Below are 16,795 nucleotides of genomic sequence, written 5' to 3'. Positions count from 1 at the left end.
GGATAAGATAATGATAAAAATAGTATTTATAATGTCATTGTTTTTTTTGTCAGGATGCACATCACCTAATTTAGTGATGATTGTGAATCATACAGATAAAGAAATAGCCTTTAAAGGCAAGTTCTCCATTGATTCATCAGAGTATCAAGAGATGAATTTTACGTTGTCACCAGGTGATGAAGACGGGTGGTTTTATGATCCGAAATTCTTTTCAAAAGAAGAAGTTGATTCGTTTTTAAGGGCAATAGTCATATCCAATGATAAATGTTCGATAAGCCTAAACAGAGAGCAAATTGAACAATTATTTGAAGGCGTGGGGCTATGGGAATTAACCGTCACGGAAGAATTGATGAATTGCCCATAAATACATTCCGTTATAACCCCATTAATGCTGTTTAAGTATCAATCGCGATTTAATAAAACTCACGATGGTTTCCGTCATTTCAATATGATGTGTATGTGCCAATAATGAATTGAGCGCATTGTTGGCGGTTTTCTCCGGAAAAAGGGTGTGACGCAGCGTAATGAGATCTTGGCTGTAGTGCGGGGTGTATTCCGGGTGTCCTTGTATGCCGAGACAATGATCGCCGACTAATAGCATGGCGGTGGGACAAAAGGCACTGCCTGCCAACACAGTGCTGTGTGGCGGCAGGGTGAGAATTTGATCCTGATGGCTGACGATCAGGGCGTACTTGTCTAGCGTGTCAGGCAACCAGCTATGCAGGGTGAGTACGTGGGGTTCGAAGGTGGCTGAATGAACGCCGATCCCCCAACCTTTGTCAGCGCGGGCCACCTCGCCGCCGAGCGCCCATGCCAGCATTTGATGGCCAAAGCAGATGCCAATCAGTGGGATATGTTGTTGATATAGGCGCTGGATAAATGCGGTGAATGTCATGATCCAACGTGACGTGTCATACACGCTGTAGCGGCTGCCACTGATCAGATAGGCATCACATTCATCGAGAGATTGGGGATACTGCCCGTCGATCACCCGATAAAACTGCAAGCAAATACTGCTGTCGACGTGTTCAAACAAGCACGTGAACATATCAGGGTAGTTGCCATGGCGGGCTTGTAGCGGTTCACGGACATCATCACACAACAAAATACCGAGTTTCATACTGCCTCTTTCGGTTGCCCACTTATTGTTTCTGCCTGTTTCATCTGCTCGTTTTTCAGTTCACGACTACAGATCGAGCGTGCCGCGTTGGGCATATTCAAGAATGTCTCGGTATTGCTCGGACGTGAAATGCCGAGGATTCCCCACCGCGGCCGGATCGTGATGTGCCATCTCGCCTAGTGCTGCCGTGTCCAACGCACTGAGCCCGAGATCTGCCAGTGTATGTGGGATCCCCAGTTGTGCACGTAAATCCAAAACCCAAGTGAGTACCCCGGTGAAGTCTTGCTCCGGCAAATCCAGATAACGGGCAAGGCGCTGCATCTTTTCATGTAAATAGCGGTGGTTGGCGCACAGTACATACGGCATGAGCACCGCATTGAGCAGGCCATGGTGCAGATGATGTGTTGCCCCTAACGTGTGGGCTAAGGCGTGCATGGCCCCCAAGCCTTTTTGGAAGGCGGTGGCCCCCATGCTGGCGGCAATTAACATTTGTGTTCGAGCCTGCATATGTTCACTGTCATGATAAGCGACAGGCAAGTTGTGCTGGATAAGCCGCATTCCCTCTAAGGCGATGGCTTCTGCCATGGGGTGATACGCGCCGCTGCAATAGGCTTCAAGGTTATGTGAAAGTGCATCCATGCCCGTTGCGGCAGTTAAGTGAGGCGGTAAAGAAAGCGTTAGGGTTGGATCCAATAAAACGAAACGGGGCAGCATATCGGGATGAAAAATGATCCGTTTTTGTTGGTTACGGCTATCGGTGATCACTGCCGAACGTCCCACCTCTGAGCCCGTTCCTGCGGTAGTCGGTAACGCGATGGCGGGCAACAGAGGGATCAGTCGATGTTGCGCGGGATCGTAAGCGCCGTCTTCAAAGTCCCATAAACCGGCGGGTAAATCACACGACTGTGGGGCGAGCAGAGCAACAGCTTTGGCTATATCCATCGCAGAACCGCCTCCGATTGCGATCAGACCATCATGGTGATGGGCGCGGCAAGCCGTTACCGCATCCGTGAGGTGGCCGTCGGTCGGTTCTCCGCTAAAGTGACTGAAAACGCTGTGTATTGGTGGCTGAAAGGGAGCCAGCAGGGCTTGCACCGAGGTGGTCGTCAATAATTGGGGATCGACGACAAAAAAAGGGGTTTGGATGCCTGCCTGTTGGCAGTAATCCGGTAGTTGCTGGCTAGTGTGTTCACCCACGGCAATCTGGGTGGGGAAGTGCCAATGCATAACGCTCATACCGTCCCTTATGCGTGTTTAATATGGAAAGATTTGGGGCGGGTTAAGGTTTCAAACCCCATGTGTGACAAAGCATAGCCTTTACCTGAGCGTTTGGTACCGACCCACGCTAAACCGGGATCGAGATAATCACACCGATTGACGAAAAAGGTGCCGCAGTCCATGAGATTGCCAATTTTCATGGCTAATGCGGCATCGCGGGTGAACACGCTAGCGGTTAACCCATAAGGGCTGTCGTTCATTAAGGCGATGGCTTCATCACAATAGTCGACTTTTTGTATGGGGATCACCGGGCCAAAGGTTTCTTCCCGCATGATGCGCATTTTGTGGTTAACCTGTGTCAGTACCTGCGGGGCCAAATACGGGGTGCCGTCACGGCTTAGCGGAAAGTTTGACTCAACAATGTGTGCTGTCGCCCCCATGGCAATGGCTTCTCGCAGTTGAAGGCGAACTTTATCAGCGGCTGGGGCGCTGACCATGGGGCCGAGGGTCGTGTATTCATCGAGTGGGTTGTTCAGGCGGTAGCGGTTGACCATTGCGGTCACCTTGTCCACAAACTGATCATGAATGGCGGCATCGACATAGACCCGTTCGATCCCACAGCAGGATTGACCAGCGTTATAGAGTGCGCCATCCACTACGGTCTTGACCGCATGGTCGAGGTTGGCATCGGCGCAGACATATGCCGGATCTTTGCCGCCCAGTTCGAGCCCCAAGGTGTGGAAATGGCCGGCTGCGGCTTTTTCAACGGCGACGCCGCCTGCTTCAGAGCCGGTAAACACCACATGATGCAGGCGTTCACTGGCAATCAAGGTGGCGGTGTTTTTATGGTTCAGATACAAGTGTTGAAAGACGCCCGCAGGCAAGCGCGCGTCATTAAACGCCTGTTGTAAGCGCAGGGCGGTTAATGGGGTTTGTGATGACGGTTTGAGGATCACGCTGTTGCCCGCCAATAGCGCGGGTATCACGGAATTGATGGCGGTGAGGTACGGATAGTTCCACGGGGCGATCACCAAGACGGTGCCCAGCGGTTCTCGTGTGATGAAACGGGTAAAGCCGGTTTTGTCCGGTAAATGGTAAGAGGCAAGTGCGTGCTCGCTCATCTCAATCATTGCCAGTGCGCGCTCTTCGACACCGCGCAATTCACTGCTGGCGTGGCGGATAGGGCGTCCCATCATCCACGATAATTCTTTGGCAATACTGGGGGTATGACTGAGTAAGGATTCAATGGCGTGTAAGCAATAACGTTTTCTGTCGGCTAACGGCATTTGTCGCCATGTGCGTTGTGCTTGGTTAGCGATGTCTAAGGTGCGGTCCATGTCATGAAAATCGGCTAACGTGACGGAAGCGACAACGCGGCCATCAACGGGTGAGACGGTATTCTGAATCGTTTTACTGGCACTTTGATGAAAGGCGGCGGAACTGCGCATGGTGACCCCCTAGATGATTTCAAAATAGCGACTCAATTCCCAATCGGAGACGTGTTTGCGGCATTCTTGTTCTTCCCATTCTCGGGACGCGGCAAAATGCTCGACAAAGGCGGTGCCGAAAAGTTGGTGTGCGACTGATGATTGTTTAAAGCATTGGGTGGCATCCCACAGGGTGCGGGGTAAGGCGAGCTCTTGGGCATGCGGTTGGCTGTAGGCATTGCCTTCGACAGGGGCATGAGGCTCCAAGCCTTGTTCGATGCCGATCAGCCCCGATCCCAACGCGGCAGCCAGAGCGAGGTAGGGATTGGCATCAGCCGCACCGATACGGTATTCAACCCGTTGGCTGCTGGCACTTCCGGGGATCACGCGTAATGCGGTGGTGCGGTTTTCAATGCCCCATGTGGCATCGGTAGGGGCCCAATACCCCGGGATCATACGGCGATAACTGTTGATGGATGGCGCCACCATGGCCAATAATTCGGGCATTAACCGTTGCTGACCCGCCAGGAAGTGCCGCTGGTGTGCACTTATACCATGTGGGCTATCAGGGGCGAAAAACGCACTGGTACCGTCATTGTGTTGAAGGGACAAGTGAATGTGACCACTTTGGCCGGGGTAGGCGTTACTCCACTTGGCCATGAAGGTCGCCATTAAATCGTGTTTTTGTGCCAGCACTTTCATGTAGGTTTTAAACAAGGCCGCTTTGTCGGCGGCGTGCGCGGCGCTATCCACACTCAGTGCGGCTTCAATGACGCCAGGACCGGTTTCAGAGTGAATACTTTCAAGTGGGAAATCCATGGATTCGCTCATGGCGAGTATGCGCTGATACAACGCGGCATGGGTGGAATTTCGGATCATGGAATAACCGAACCAATCCGGTGTCACGGTCTCCAAATCGCGGAACCCTTTTTCGCGGACCGAGTGCGGGGTTTCATTGAACAAAAAGAACTCATACTCAAAAGCGGCCTGAGGCAAGAATCCCATCTGATGCGCTTTGGCGATCACCCGCCGTAATACCCCGCGAGGACACACGGTTTCTGCTTCGCCAGCAAACTCTGCGATGAACAACAGCATGCCTTCTTCGTCGAGCACATCACGGCAGCTGGATGGCACAATGCGCACTGGGGCATCAGGATAACCCGTGTGCCAACCGGTATAGCGGGCGTTGTCATAGAGCTGATCTTTCACATCCCACCCCAATACCACATCACAAAAGGAAAACCCTTTATCGAGTGACGAGAAAAATTTGGCTTTGGACATGTATTTCCCACGCATCACACCGTCGTTATCAAACAGTCCGACTTTAACGTGGCTCAGTTGGCGGGCATCAACAATGCGTTTGGCGTCATCAATGGTGGTTACGTCTCTTGGATCCATACCTTGCTATCCTTGCTTGTGAGAAGGGAAAGCCAACTCACGTAAACCAATAGGATTTTTTTATTATTAACAATAAACGTAGGAAGCGTGGCGGTATTCGTCAACTGCATTGCGACACTGCCGTTGTGTGACGGTGCGCGGTTTCTTCGATAGCATTGCCTATAAAACTGTGCTCCAATGCTCAAAAATATAAGTAAAAGGAAGTTATTGATGTCACTTGTTATTCCGATGGTGATATTCATGCAGCAACGCATGGCAGAAGCCGGAGATGCCGATACCGCAAAAGCCATGCAAGCCTACATGAAAACGGACCAACCGTTTTATGGGGTAAAAATGCCGCAGCGAAAAGCCATTTTTCGTCAGGCGAGGGCGCACACCAAGATCACGTCGTTTATTGAATATCAACGCTTAGTGCTTTGGCTGTGGTCAGGTGAAAACCGTGAAGAACAGTATTTAGCAATGGATGTAGCGGAATACTATCGCGCGTTTCGAACCCGTGACGCCTTTGCGATCTATGAAGAAATGCTGAGCACGGCGTCCCATTGGGATACGGTGGATAAACTCGCTTCAAACCTGATTGGCCCACTTGTTTTAGCCCATCCCGATCTGGCCTCTGTGCTGGTGGCATGGCGTGAAGATGACAATATGTGGTTACGCCGCGCATCGTTATTGGCACATTTAAAGCACAAATCGCAAACCAATGTGCCGCTGCTGGAAGAAACCATTTTGTTATTGGCGCATGAGTCAGAATTTTTCATTCAAAAAGCGATAGGCTGGGTATTACGAGAATACGCGAAGACGGATCCAACGTATGTGCGTGGGTTTGTTGAGGCGCATCACGCGGTATTATCGCCGTTAAGTCGACGGGAAGCCTTGAAGCATATTTTGTGATGCGGGGACTTGGGGCGTGAAAGCACGGTTAGAATAGTCATTGGTGGGCGGTAAAAACGTCACAGAAAAAAGCGCATCACAAAACTGGTAACAAAAACTAATAACAAAACAGCCAATCATGGGGAACAAGATTGGCTGCTTACATCAGAAGGTGGAACGCGAGGGTGTTAGGTGACATTAAGGACCGCAGTGTGTGGCTGCACAGAGTGCGGCAAACCTGCCATCGTTAGCGAATGAGTCGACCCGAATCGGGTGCCAACTTGCCGGTGCCCCCTTGATGATGGGGTGTCGTGGCGCCCATTTCTTGCATTAAAAACTCGCGTAATGCCGCCGATTCACGTTCGTTGCTCGGCTTCCAGTTGGAAATCACTCTTGCTTTATTACTTTTCATTGAACTTATCCTTATTCATGCATGATGCAATCAGGCATCATGTGCTCGGTGACTCATATTTACGCTTTATTTTTATACAAAAAGAACGGAATTGCCACTAAAAAATTCGCATTGGGTATGAAAAATGTGCTGAGTTTATCTGTTTTGTTAAGGAAATGCAGTGTCAGAGTACGGGGGAATAAAGGGGGATGGCAAAAGAGTGACGGGAGTGAAAGCAGAGGCAGAGTGCAGAAAGAAAAGAGTGCAGAAAAAAGAAAAGCCAATACAGAGCATGTATTGGCTTCGCGACGGGCACAATGATGGAGCATGGTGCCACAAGCAATAGGCTGAATCGATTAGCGAATCAGTGAGCGTGTTTTTAGCTCATAGATCAGTTTTTCAGCGCTGCACTCAAACTGGATGCGAGCAGTCAGCTCTGTGCTGTCGTCAGTTAGCGGCGTTACGTCATACTTGAAGTTTGCATTGACTTCTTTCGCTAATGCCAAGTAATTCGCCAGTTCACCTTCTAGGGCTGCTTTATTGTTGGCAAATACTTGTACTTCCGCAACATCATCACCTTCTTTGATGATAAAGCCCATTTCAGCTGATACGCCACAGGCTTCGCAGGGTTGGAATTCTTGCTCGTTGTTAGTAGTCATGGCTTCACTCTATCTTCATTATGTTTATGCCAAGTTATATCAACACGATGATTGAGGTTACTTGGGGATATAGCGCCATTCTAAAACGTTGTGACCAAGATCGCTACGGTTGAATAAAGATTTCATATGACAAATCGAGAAAAGTGCACAAAGCCAGCATAAATGCGCAACTTTTCATCATGCCATACCGCTTCAGATTTATCGTGCTGAGGCGTCTTTTTTAACGCGTTTCTGATAGCGCCACTTTCCTAACAATGGCCTTAACAACAGTCCTAACGATTGTCCGATTCAAATGTGTCGTAGCTATAGTTTACATTTACAATGGCGCGGTATTTCACCTCACCTTTTGCATTGGCAAATTCATCCACTTGAATGTGTGAATTGTCGACGGTGAGCGAGTTGGTTTTGAGACCATACTCGTAAATCCCGAGTGTGCGTTTGAGTTTGCGGGGTGATTCACTGTTCAGGTTGTTCACCAGCGTTTGTCCTTGGCGGTAAGCCGCTTCGCGCGAATCACTGACACCGGCATTAATGTACTGACTGGCTTGGGTATTTTCACGGGTAAAGGCATAAGATGCCGTACTGCAGCTCAACATTATTACCGATAGAAGTAGCGTTTTCATTATGGCTTCCTCGTGTCTATCACTGTGTTTACGGTGTGGTTATTAATGGTTTTATCAGTATTGCTATAGTAGACCTGTGCTTGTGGCGGATCTTTCACGGTTTGGGATTTTTATTGCGAAAAAAATCTGACGAGTGCAGAAGGGAGGAAGAAAGAAGGTAAGGGAGGATGAGGGCAGAGGGAATGAGAGGAAAAGCTGAACGCGGGGAAATCCCCCGCGTTGTTATCTGTGTTACCCGCGTTTACATCGCGTAAAGCTGGGTAATTTGTGTAAGGGTGGCTTGGAAAGGGTATAGCTCCATTTTACCAAACCCAGAAAGCTGACGGGCTTTGATTTGCGTATGCAGTGGACTGTTCATACCACACAAAAAGCGGGTGATCGCTGCTGCAGAAGGCGATGACGGGCAGGTGCTAATAAACGGATCCACCCATGCTTTGAGCATGTTATCGGAAATGGCGGCCGGGGTTGTTTCTTGAGGCAATACAGCAATGTGTCCACGGCATACCGAACAATGACCACATTGCGCGGGCGCATTGTGATCGGCAAAATAGTGCGCAAGACGATGGCTGAGGCATTGTTCACTTTCAAAGAAGGCCAGCATCTCGTTTAAACGGTGGACTTCACTCTGTTCTTTGGTCGCAAAAAGCTGGTACAGGCGTTGTGCTTCTGCGTCGGCATCAAAGTCGGTACGGCTAATACGGTAAACATCCGTCATTTGCTTGCTTTCAAGCGTGATCCAGCCTTTTTCGGCAAAATAGTCGAGCGCGGCCACTACACGTTTACGTTCGGCATGCGCCACTTGCCATAACGCATCAAAATCGACCGTATACCAGGTTCGGGCTTTGGCTGAGCAGTTAAACACATGTTGAACGAAGTCGCGGCGTTCACCTTGGAAGTGCCCCAAAATGAAGGCCTGATCTTGCTCTAACTTGAAGCGGTAGTCAGCAAAATAGGTGTACTGTGGCTCGATGATGTTTGCCATTTCCAGATACACCAGCAGGGTTTTTAGCGGCAGCATGCGAATATTCGTGTCTTTAGACAAGCGTAGCAGGATCACCTCCCATTGCGGAGTGCCTTGTTCCCCTTGTTGGGCGTGCGCCTGTAGTAAGATTTGCGTAAGCAGGTGCGCAATCGCAGATTGATCCGGTGTGTCGCCATAGACAAAGTTTTCCAGCACATTCAGGCCGGATTGATTACCTAACAAAATACAGTTAGCAGGTTGACCATCACGGCCAGCACGTCCAATTTCCTGACTATAATTTTCAATCGATTTAGGCAGATCAAAGTGGATCACCTGACGAATGTCTGATTTGTCGATCCCCATGCCAAAAGCGATGGTTGCGATAATGCAATGATGTTGACCCGCCATGAAATCGCGCTGAATGCGTTGACGTTGTTCGCTGTCCATTCCCGCGTGATATGCTTGTGCGGCATAGCCTTGTTGGCTGAGCCATTGCGCCACGTCTTCTGCCGTTTTTTGTAGCGTGACATACACAATCGTGGGCTTAGGTGATGCGGATTGGGTTAACTGCTGAAGCAGTGTTTGCTGTTTCTCTGCCAGCGGCGTAGGCACAATGGCGAGATCCAAATTATGGCGGTAAAATCCGGTGATCACGACATGTTCTGGCGCAATGGCAAATTTATTGCGCATGTCTTCGATAACCGCCGGTGTCGCGGTGGCGGTCAGCAGTAACACTTGCGGAATGTTCAGCATAGCGCGGTATTGAGGCAGCTTAAGGTAATCCGGACGGAAATTGTGTCCCCATTCTGAAATACAGTGTGCTTCATCCACCACGAGCAGAGAAATCGGCACTTGGCCGATGAAATGACGAAAACGCTCGTTGTTCAGGCGTTCGACAGAAATCATCAAGATTTTGATTTGTCCACTTCTGACCCCTTGCATCACTTGCTGGCTTTCTTCCCACGTTTGGCTGGAGTCGATAGAGGCTGCCGCAATCCCTTTGCTGTGGAGAAAATCCAACTGATCTTTCATTAAGGCCAGCAGTGGCGAAATCACCAAGGTTAAATGCGGCAATTGCAGCGCCGGTAACTGGTAACACAGAGATTTACCCGATCCGGTAGGGAAAATTGCCGCGGTAGAGTGCCCATTGATGACATGTTGGATTACGTCATTTTGCCCAGGGCGCAGAGAATCAAAGCCAAAGTAGTGTTGCAGGTTCTGTAGATACATAGACACGTCGCGTTAAGAAGTCAGTAAGAAAGGATGATAGCGAAAATTGTCACGATCACCTACGACCGTATGAATCTGATCCTCGGAGAAGACATGTTATGTGATAGGGAATATTGAGAGCAATAACACATGGGAAATAATATAACGCCGAGTGATACCGTATTAATGGAATACCTCACGGTTTCCATGTGTCACTTATGCATCAAAAGCCATAAAAAGTTTTGTACCAACGGGTGTACGGTAACCCTTTTTATATCCGCTTTTGATAGTGCCTTTAATATGCGGGAAAATCACCACGCATACATAACAATTGGCAACTAGCCATATGATTTATAAGGAAGTATATGTTGTGGTTTCATAACCTCAGTTTTCGCAGTAAGTTTGCTGTACCGGTTTTGATCGTTGTGGCGATTTTTTCGAGCTTGTTTGCATTGGTCACAGTGGTCTTTAAAGATCAGATCCGTACTAATACGATATTGAATGATCAGATTGAACCCGTTTTAGTTGAAATGGATGATGGATACCGTGACCTTTATCAGATGATAACAGCAGGTCAAGGCATTGTGCTTGCGGGTAATGATCCAGAGCAGATAGATCAGTATCAATTTTTATACTCTGATAATGAACCTAAAGCTTTGGGGCGTCTACTCTCAGCTCAACAGTTGATTGACGACGGGTTAATTTCATCGTCACAACAAGCCACGCTTAATCAAGTGAAACAGCAGTATGGGACGTGGGTTCAACACTATGTCTATATTGTTAATAACCCTCTTGCTTCGCAAGAATATTATCAAATTAATCGTGAAAAAATGGAGCAGGACTTTGCCTTATTACTCGATTTATTTATGGTGGTTCGTGATGATATCGAACGGAATGGCGCAGCATTACAAGTCGCCATTGATGATGAGGTTTCCTTGGCCACGAGTGCGTTGGAAATCGGCGTTGTGGTCGCCATTTTACTCTCAGCCATTGCGACGTGGTTCATCTCAGGCGTGGTGATCACACCCTTGCGCCGTTTGTCGGAGAGCATGCACGATATCGCACAAGGGGATGGCGATCTCACGCAGCGTGTCGATATCAGCAGCCGTGATGAAGTGGGGCAGTTAGGCGAAGCCTTCAATGCATTTGTTGGAACGATTCACCAAACCATCGGGGATGTGGCCTCCACCTTGGCCACGGTACAAACGGCGACTGACCAGATCCAACAGGAAACACAGGGTGTCGCGATGCATGCGGTGTCTCAGCATGAAGAAAGTGCGCAAGTGGCGACGGCAGTGAATGAAATGAGTGCGACCAGCGATAACGTGAGTCAGCATGCGAATGAAGCGGCACAAGCGAGCCAGCGTGCGAGTGATGATTCAGATACCGCCCGCAATGTACTCGGCAATGCAGTCAGCTCCATTCATCAGCTTGCTGATGACATTGATGCGTCGAGTAAAGTGATCAGTGAACTGGAACGCGATGTCGGCAATATAGCCTCGATACTGGATGTGATCCGTGGCATTGCCGATCAAACCAACTTACTTGCCTTGAATGCGGCCATTGAAGCGGCGCGTGCCGGTGAACAAGGTAGAGGCTTTGCGGTGGTCGCAGATGAAGTGCGATCTCTGGCCAGTAAAACCCAGCTCAGCACCGGTGAAATTCAAGCCATGATCGAGCGTTTGCAGCATGGCGCAAAAGAAGCCGTGGTCGCAATGGCGAGCAGCCGTGAAAGTGGCATTAATACGGTCGGGCAGGCGAACAGTGCCAATACATCACTGGATGCGATCAGTCAGTCCATATCGGTGATCAACGAGATGAACCTGCAGATCGCCACGGCAGCGACGCAGCAAAATCAGGTGAGTGAAGACATTAACCAAAACGTGCAACGTATTGCGGATAAGAGCCAAGCGATGGCTGAACAAATCCATAATACCGAACAGGCGTTTGTGATGCTGGCAACGCGTTGTGAGCAGTTACAAGCACAAGTGGGTCGATTTAAAATTTAATTTTATTGCGGTGATCTGCCGTTACCTGCGTGACAGTGAAACCTCCTTCGGGAGGTTTTTTTTATGGCTAGGCAGGCATGATGTGATCGACCGCTCATTCTCGCTGTCTCCCTTATTGCTGTACCCACGGGCTGGCTCGAAAAGCCGACAGGCCAAATCCTCGTAGGGCATCAATCACACAGTTAATGCGTTGTTGTCCTATGGGTGACGGCAGGATGCTACCTGCTTCTCTCTCGCCCTGTATATTTTCCACACTGGTGGCATTGATAGTGATAGGAGACGCCGCATGTGTACCCTGCATGCTGTTAAATAAGATCAATGATCGATGTAAATGATTGGCGTGCGTCACCAAGGTGAGGTGCGTTATACCATGGTCAGTGGCGATGGCTAAGCTGTTGTGGGTGTTTTCCAGCGTGTTTGCCGCCAGAGTATCCATCAGAATGAGAGTGCCTGCTATGGCACGAGGTGGTAACCGGTGCGTTAACCAGTCACACATCTGTTCTGCTTCTGTTACACCCGCTTGTTGTACGCCGCCGGTAACAATAATCGCACTGTTTGGGGTCTGTTGCTTCAGTGCCAATACTGCTTTGAGGCGTGCGGTGAGTAAATCAGACAGGCTGCCATCCGGATTTAGCTTATGGCCGAGAATCACAAATGCATGATGAGTGGATGGGGCGATATCGGATAGAGAGGGTATGGGGGTAGGGGCTCCCAGTGTCGTGATCACTGTATCTATCACGCGCGCCAATGCATTGGCACGTTGTGGCGCGTGTGCTTGCAATGTTAAGCGAGCATCCTTTGTGGCGTGTAATGACGTGTCGAAGGATATGTTTGAATCGAGCGCTGCTATGTTGTGCCACATAACTTGGTAGCAAAGAATGTCTTCTAATTGTTGGCTATTCGCGTGCGTTTTGGCTTGGTGGTATAAGGCGAAGGCTGCCGGTAAATTCCCTTGAAACGTCGCCATATTCGCTAAGGTGATCAGTATGTCAGTACGGCGTGATGAGGACGCGAGAGTGAGTGCTTGCTTGAGATAGAAATTTACCGCATCAAGATTCGTGACAGATTGACCATAAAGCGGGTAGTGGCGTCGATTTATGCTGTTGTATGCGTTGAGTGCTTGTTGCAGAAACAGGGATTCCATGGCGAGGGCGATTCCATTGCTGAGCCAGTGTTTAGCATGCCCCATTCCCGATAAACACGCAATGTGATGGGGCTAAAGTGAAGACATAAAAAAACGCCGGTGAGGATAACCTCACCGGCGTTTTTGCAATCAAGACCGCGTTACTTGATGCAGCGCAACATGTAATCGATGATCGGATCGTGGTTGTCTTTCAGCTCAAGCGCTTTCGGCATGAAAGCAGGCTTGTTCAGAATTTCACGGGTGATCAGTTCATCCAACAGTGGTTTGAACTCAAAACCGGTTTTACCGACAAACAGTGATGTCAGATCTTCGTTTGCATAAGCATGCAACGCATCTTTCAGCCCTTTTAGGTAGAGGTAGTCTTTTGTGAAACCACCACCACGGTATGCACGGGCTGTAATCGTGAATGCGTCATCTTTGCTGAGTTTGTAGTCATGATTCAGCACATGGTAAGTCTCGTTAAAGCTCTCACCACGCACCATCATATCTACGGCAATCACACGCAACGCCAATGTTTTCAGGCGGTGCAGTGGGAAACTGCCAGACAGGTGCTCACAAAGAATCGCTAAGCCTTCTTGGGTGTGGGTGTTACCCGGCAAGCCAAGCTGCAGCACTTTCAGTGGCTGCATTTCGGCATTCGCACTGGTCACCAAGTGCACGCCTAACTCATGGTGGATCAGGGCATTCAAATCTTTTGGATTGAATTTTGCGCCCATGTTCACCTTGATATTGCGGCCACTCACCATCGCACGTGCGATTAGCTGTTTAGAGCCGGCGATTTTGCATTTAATGCCGTAATCGTCAGCGGCGTCTTTAAACGCTTGAATCGCTTGTTGTGCGGTAATGGTTTCCGCTTCAGGCTCATCATATTCGCACGCATGCAAAATGAAGTTCGCATTGGCGATGTCTTGCTGATCTGGCTGGCCGTAGTAGCGCAGCGAGTTGTACAAGAACTCATCGGTACCAATGCTGGTTAGCAAATCGATACGCACAGCAAGCTGGTCAATCACTTTGCGGTACATCTTTTGGATGTCAGCATCGCGAATATCTTCAACTGGCAGACGGTAAAGCTGCTCACGGAACTTGTACGGATCCAGATCAAGCTGACGATACGTAAAGTTCGGCTGATAGTCATGCGGGCGCTGCAAGAAGCGACGTTTTTCCTGCTTGATGTTCAGCGGGTTGATGTAGCTTAGCGTATTCACACCGCGTGCAATGGCATGCAGCTGACGGTCAAGCTTGATCACTTCACGTGGTAGCTTAGACGCCAGAATGTTACTGCTGGTTAACTTCTTGACCTTAGTACGGCGCAGAATGGTTTCTGCGGCGTGTTCAGTCAATACGTTCTTCATTTCCGCCTTCATTTTCTCGATAACCAGTGGGTAACTTTCCCCACGGGCTTCGTCCATAAAGACTTTCTTGACTTCCAGCGGCATGATCAAGGTATTGGTGAAGTGTTCCTTCACGAAGGTCGCTTGGTAACCCATACCTTGGAACACATCGTTCACTTGCGCAGTGACATCGATATTTGGCAACTCAATGTTGTTGAGTTTTGCCACTAAGCTATCGATTTCTTTGCGCCAGCGACGACGGTTAACCTGCTTCGTACCCAAGTTGAACACGGGCACGTCACGCTCAATGCGTTGGTAGTTGTACGAATGCAAATCGTACAACAGACACAAACCAAAGTGGCTTTCTAGTGTGTCGATAAGACACGCAAGAATGCGGTAGTAGGTGTTGTGCTTTTCCAGTGAAACGGCACGCTCAGCGTCAGTCAGCGGGGTAGACCATACTGGCTTGCCCCACGCTTCATCGTAGATACAGTTATCCGGCCCGCGGTTGAGATCATACTCATAACGCGAGTCTTCGCCTTGCAGCACGATAGGCAGCGAGGAGATGAAATCACCGGTAAACGGATCTTCTTCGAAGTAACGCTCATCTTCATTGAGCAAACAGTTTGGCATCAGGTCGCCGCGTAGGCGGTGACCATGATGGATCGCTGTTGCAATGTACGGCTGGTATTCGCTGATGCGAATAGTCAGACTGCCGTCATTGAGCTGCGCTTCAAAGGGAATGAGTTGCTGGATTTTTTCCAGCACTTCATTTTCAGTAAGCTGTAGCATCAGCAATTACCTGACGGAATTCGTTCTTACGCGTAATGCCGATTTCTTTGGCTTTTACAACGCCTTCTGCGAAGTCCAGTACTTGAGCTTGTAGCTTCACGCGGTTTAGGCGGTTGATACGCGTAATGCCACCTGGGCTTAGTACGTTAACTTCAACCAGCTTACCGTTGATAACATCTAGACCAACAAAGTACAGACCATCGCGCACCAGTTTAGGACCGATGTGCTTACACAGTTGGATCTCTTCTTTGGTCAGTACGTGCTTCACTTCACGGCCACCAGCATGGATGTTTGAACGCACGTCACCTTCTGCAGGTACACGACGCATCGCACCAATTGGCTCACCGTTTAGCATCATAATACGTACGTCGCCTTCTTCAGCGCCTTCAATGTAGTCTTGAAGGATAACGTAGTTCTGATCATCACCGATGTAGAAATCGAGTAGTGATTTTACGCTTGATTTTGCACTTTTCTCGATAAGGATAACGCCCTTGCCGCCGTAGCCGTTCAATGGCTTCAAGATCATACGATCGTTAGTGCTTTCCTCTAGAACGCGCTGTAGGTAGTCGCGGTTCTTAGATACGTGTGTGTCTGGGATGAACTCGTTGTTTGGATCAGGCAGCGAGGTGGTGTATAGCTTGTTGTTTGCTACACGTAGACCATCGATGTCGTTCATGATGAATGTTTGATCACGAACAGAATCCAAGAAGTTCAACGCCATTGTATCTAGCGGCGGGTTGGCACGCATGAAAATAATATCAAAACCAGCAAGCGGTAGCTGTGCACTGTTGAATTCGGCTTTGCGGTAGAAGCTAGGGATGTTTGAAGAAATATCACCTTGCTTCAAAACTTGGCAGAATGCCAGCGCAGTGCTGTGACGCATTGTTAGGTTATTCGGTGTTGTAATGGCGACCGTGTGACCACGTGATGCAGCTTCGTGAATCATGCGTAGTGTTGAGTCGTTTTCTGGCTCAACTTTGTCCCACGGGTACATAACAAAACAAATTTTCATAGCAGTTGCCTAATTTCTGTCATATTCGACAGGGGTGAAAAAGAAGTAAGCCATCACACTCGCGTGGATGGCTTATTCGGATAACTTAATTTTTTTGAACCGTACGGAGAGTCCGCACCGTTACTTAGATATCGATATCGGAAGAATCGTTATCATCGTCGTCGTAGTTCCCATTTTGCTTGCGCTGTGACTGGCAAAGGGTATAGCTACGGACTTTGTTGGTGGTTTTACTTACGTACTTATTCCAGCATTTTGCAAGGCTAGAATGCATGTCTTTTTCGCCACTGACTTCTGCAAGAAACTCAGCTTCAACCTCGGTAAGAGGAGCCAATGACCCGTCTGTTAGGGCGCGCATAGTACGGCCATAGTTTTCTAACAGTTGAGCTTCACTGACGGTGAATACACCAGAACGGTTGAAGCCACGTGGGAAATTTTTATCGTCGTAAAATTTGCCTACACTTCTCATTTAATAATGCTTCCGGACGAGATTTGCGGTGATATTCTTTCACTGACGGTTTCTTGTAAAACAAATTTTTTTCGTCGTGACGATAAAAAATGCTCATCAAGGATTGATTAATGTAAGTCCTCCTCCAGATGTATTATTATGGTTTTATATTCTCCTTAGTTATTG

The 16,795-nt window shown here is 48.9% G+C and carries 15 protein-coding genes; 3 read left to right on the top strand and 12 right to left on the bottom strand.

All coding sequences use genetic code 11. The features are described from left to right. On the top strand, nucleotides 1–364 hold a 364-nt coding region (locus L4C36_RS21565; protein WP_428479852.1), incomplete at its 5' end, for a hypothetical protein. A gap of 21 nt (nucleotides 365–385) precedes the next feature. Here L4C36_RS21565 and L4C36_RS21560 read toward each other — a convergent pair. The 4 genes from L4C36_RS21560 to L4C36_RS21545 all read right to left on the bottom strand — a co-directional run bounded on the left by L4C36_RS21560 (nucleotide 386) and on the right by L4C36_RS21545 (nucleotide 5,163). Beyond that, on the bottom strand, nucleotides 386–1,120 hold the full coding sequence (locus L4C36_RS21560; RefSeq protein WP_428479851.1) for a glutamine amidotransferase-related protein: 735 nt from the start codon (nucleotides 1,118–1,120) through the stop codon (nucleotides 386–388). A 66-nt stretch (nucleotides 1,121–1,186) separates the two neighbouring features. Further along, nucleotides 1,187–2,356, bottom strand: coding sequence for an iron-containing alcohol dehydrogenase (locus L4C36_RS21555; RefSeq protein WP_428479850.1), 1,170 nt, complete (start codon nucleotides 2,354–2,356; stop codon nucleotides 1,187–1,189). Between the two features lie 8 nt (nucleotides 2,357–2,364). Then, on the bottom strand, nucleotides 2,365–3,786 hold the full coding sequence (locus L4C36_RS21550; protein ID WP_428479849.1) for an aldehyde dehydrogenase family protein: 1,422 nt from the start codon (nucleotides 3,784–3,786) through the stop codon (nucleotides 2,365–2,367). A 9-nt stretch (nucleotides 3,787–3,795) separates the two neighbouring features. Continuing rightward, nucleotides 3,796–5,163, bottom strand: a complete 1,368-nt coding sequence (locus L4C36_RS21545; protein ID WP_428479848.1) for a glutamine synthetase family protein — start codon at nucleotides 5,161–5,163, stop codon at nucleotides 3,796–3,798. A gap of 210 nt (nucleotides 5,164–5,373) precedes the next feature. On the opposite strand from L4C36_RS21545, the gene L4C36_RS21540 reads away from it, so the two are divergent. Further along, on the top strand, nucleotides 5,374–6,054 hold the full coding sequence (locus L4C36_RS21540) for a DNA alkylation repair protein (RefSeq protein WP_428479847.1): 681 nt from the start codon (nucleotides 5,374–5,376) through the stop codon (nucleotides 6,052–6,054). A gap of 226 nt (nucleotides 6,055–6,280) precedes the next feature. Here L4C36_RS21540 and L4C36_RS21535 read toward each other — a convergent pair whose 3' ends face one another. The 4 genes from L4C36_RS21535 to L4C36_RS21520 form a co-directional block, all read right to left on the bottom strand. Continuing rightward, on the bottom strand, nucleotides 6,281–6,445 hold the full coding sequence (locus L4C36_RS21535) for a hypothetical protein (protein WP_428479846.1): 165 nt from the start codon (nucleotides 6,443–6,445) through the stop codon (nucleotides 6,281–6,283). A 335-nt stretch (nucleotides 6,446–6,780) separates the two neighbouring features. Then, nucleotides 6,781–7,083 carry a YfcZ/YiiS family protein gene (locus L4C36_RS21530; protein ID WP_428479845.1) on the bottom strand — a complete coding sequence of 101 codons (303 nt, stop codon included), beginning with the start codon at nucleotides 7,081–7,083 and terminating at the stop codon, nucleotides 6,781–6,783. 272 nt (nucleotides 7,084–7,355) lie between these two features. Beyond that, a complete protein-coding gene (locus tag L4C36_RS21525; protein WP_428479844.1) occupies nucleotides 7,356–7,706 on the bottom strand; it encodes a DUF3316 domain-containing protein in 351 nt (116 codons plus the stop codon). Nucleotides 7,707–7,947: 241 nt separating this feature from the next. Beyond that, nucleotides 7,948–9,897: a RecQ family ATP-dependent DNA helicase gene (locus L4C36_RS21520; RefSeq protein WP_428479843.1), complete on the bottom strand. Its 1,950-nt coding sequence runs from the start codon at nucleotides 9,895–9,897 to the stop codon at nucleotides 7,948–7,950. Nucleotides 9,898–10,241: 344 nt separating this feature from the next. On the opposite strand from L4C36_RS21520, the gene L4C36_RS21515 reads away from it, so the two are divergent. Then, complete coding sequence (locus L4C36_RS21515) at nucleotides 10,242–11,885, top strand: methyl-accepting chemotaxis protein (RefSeq protein WP_428479842.1); 1,644 nt, start codon at nucleotides 10,242–10,244, stop codon at nucleotides 11,883–11,885. 112 nt (nucleotides 11,886–11,997) lie between these two features. On the opposite strand, the gene L4C36_RS21510 is transcribed toward L4C36_RS21515, so the two are convergent. The 4 genes from L4C36_RS21510 to L4C36_RS21495 all read right to left on the bottom strand — a co-directional run bounded on the left by L4C36_RS21510 (nucleotide 11,998) and on the right by L4C36_RS21495 (nucleotide 16,630). After that, nucleotides 11,998–13,029 (bottom strand): YdcF family protein, encoded by a 1,032-nt coding sequence (locus L4C36_RS21510; protein WP_428479841.1) that lies wholly within the window; start codon nucleotides 13,027–13,029, stop codon nucleotides 11,998–12,000. A 140-nt stretch (nucleotides 13,030–13,169) separates the two neighbouring features. Continuing rightward, entirely contained in the window at nucleotides 13,170–15,152 is a 1,983-nt protein-coding gene (locus L4C36_RS21505; RefSeq protein WP_428479840.1) for a flavohemoglobin expression-modulating QEGLA motif protein, read from the bottom strand. Next, nucleotides 15,136–16,164: a glutathione synthase gene (gshB, locus tag L4C36_RS21500; protein WP_428479839.1), complete on the bottom strand. Its 1,029-nt coding sequence runs from the start codon at nucleotides 16,162–16,164 to the stop codon at nucleotides 15,136–15,138. The genes L4C36_RS21505 and gshB overlap by 17 nt, the downstream gene beginning before the upstream one ends. A gap of 124 nt (nucleotides 16,165–16,288) precedes the next feature. Beyond that, nucleotides 16,289–16,630: a MaoP family protein gene (locus tag L4C36_RS21495; protein ID WP_428479838.1), complete on the bottom strand. Its 342-nt coding sequence runs from the start codon at nucleotides 16,628–16,630 to the stop codon at nucleotides 16,289–16,291. Between the last annotated feature and the right edge of the window lie 165 nt (nucleotides 16,631–16,795).

The organism is Photobacterium japonica, from assembly GCF_050337005.1.
Classification (GTDB): domain Bacteria; phylum Pseudomonadota; class Gammaproteobacteria; order Enterobacterales; family Vibrionaceae; genus Photobacterium; species Photobacterium japonica.
The sequence above is the reverse complement of the archived record's forward strand: the minus strand, read 5'-3'. Positions and strand labels throughout refer to the sequence as shown.

Bases quoted from the DNA above. Each gene is read 5' to 3' on its own strand.
- L4C36_RS21525 (WP_428479844.1), bottom strand. From the start codon at position 7,706: ATGAAAACGCTACTTCTATCGGTAATAATGTTGAGCTGCAGTACGGCA.
- L4C36_RS21555 (WP_428479850.1), bottom strand. From the start codon at position 2,356: ATGAGCGTTATGCATTGGCACTTCCCCACCCAGATTGCCGTGGGTGAA.
- L4C36_RS21505 (WP_428479840.1), bottom strand. From the start codon at position 15,152: ATGCTACAGCTTACTGAAAATGAAGTGCTGGAAAAAATCCAGCAACTC.
- L4C36_RS21540 (WP_428479847.1), top strand. From the start codon at position 5,374: ATGTCACTTGTTATTCCGATGGTGATATTCATGCAGCAACGCATGGCA.
- L4C36_RS21545 (WP_428479848.1), bottom strand. From the start codon at position 5,163: ATGGATCCAAGAGACGTAACCACCATTGATGACGCCAAACGCATTGTT.
- L4C36_RS21520 (WP_428479843.1), bottom strand. From the start codon at position 9,897: ATGTATCTACAGAACCTGCAACACTACTTTGGCTTTGATTCTCTGCGC.
- L4C36_RS21550 (WP_428479849.1), bottom strand. From the start codon at position 3,786: ATGCGCAGTTCCGCCGCCTTTCATCAAAGTGCCAGTAAAACGATTCAG.
- gshB (WP_428479839.1), bottom strand. From the start codon at position 16,164: ATGAAAATTTGTTTTGTTATGTACCCGTGGGACAAAGTTGAGCCAGAA.
- L4C36_RS21535 (WP_428479846.1), bottom strand. From the start codon at position 6,445: ATGAAAAGTAATAAAGCAAGAGTGATTTCCAACTGGAAGCCGAGCAAC.
- L4C36_RS21560 (WP_428479851.1), bottom strand. From the start codon at position 1,120: ATGAAACTCGGTATTTTGTTGTGTGATGATGTCCGTGAACCGCTACAA.
- L4C36_RS21515 (WP_428479842.1), top strand. From the start codon at position 10,242: ATGTTGTGGTTTCATAACCTCAGTTTTCGCAGTAAGTTTGCTGTACCG.
- L4C36_RS21510 (WP_428479841.1), bottom strand. From the start codon at position 13,029: ATGGAATCCCTGTTTCTGCAACAAGCACTCAACGCATACAACAGCATA.
- L4C36_RS21495 (WP_428479838.1), bottom strand. From the start codon at position 16,630: ATGAGAAGTGTAGGCAAATTTTACGACGATAAAAATTTCCCACGTGGC.
- L4C36_RS21530 (WP_428479845.1), bottom strand. From the start codon at position 7,083: ATGACTACTAACAACGAGCAAGAATTCCAACCCTGCGAAGCCTGTGGC.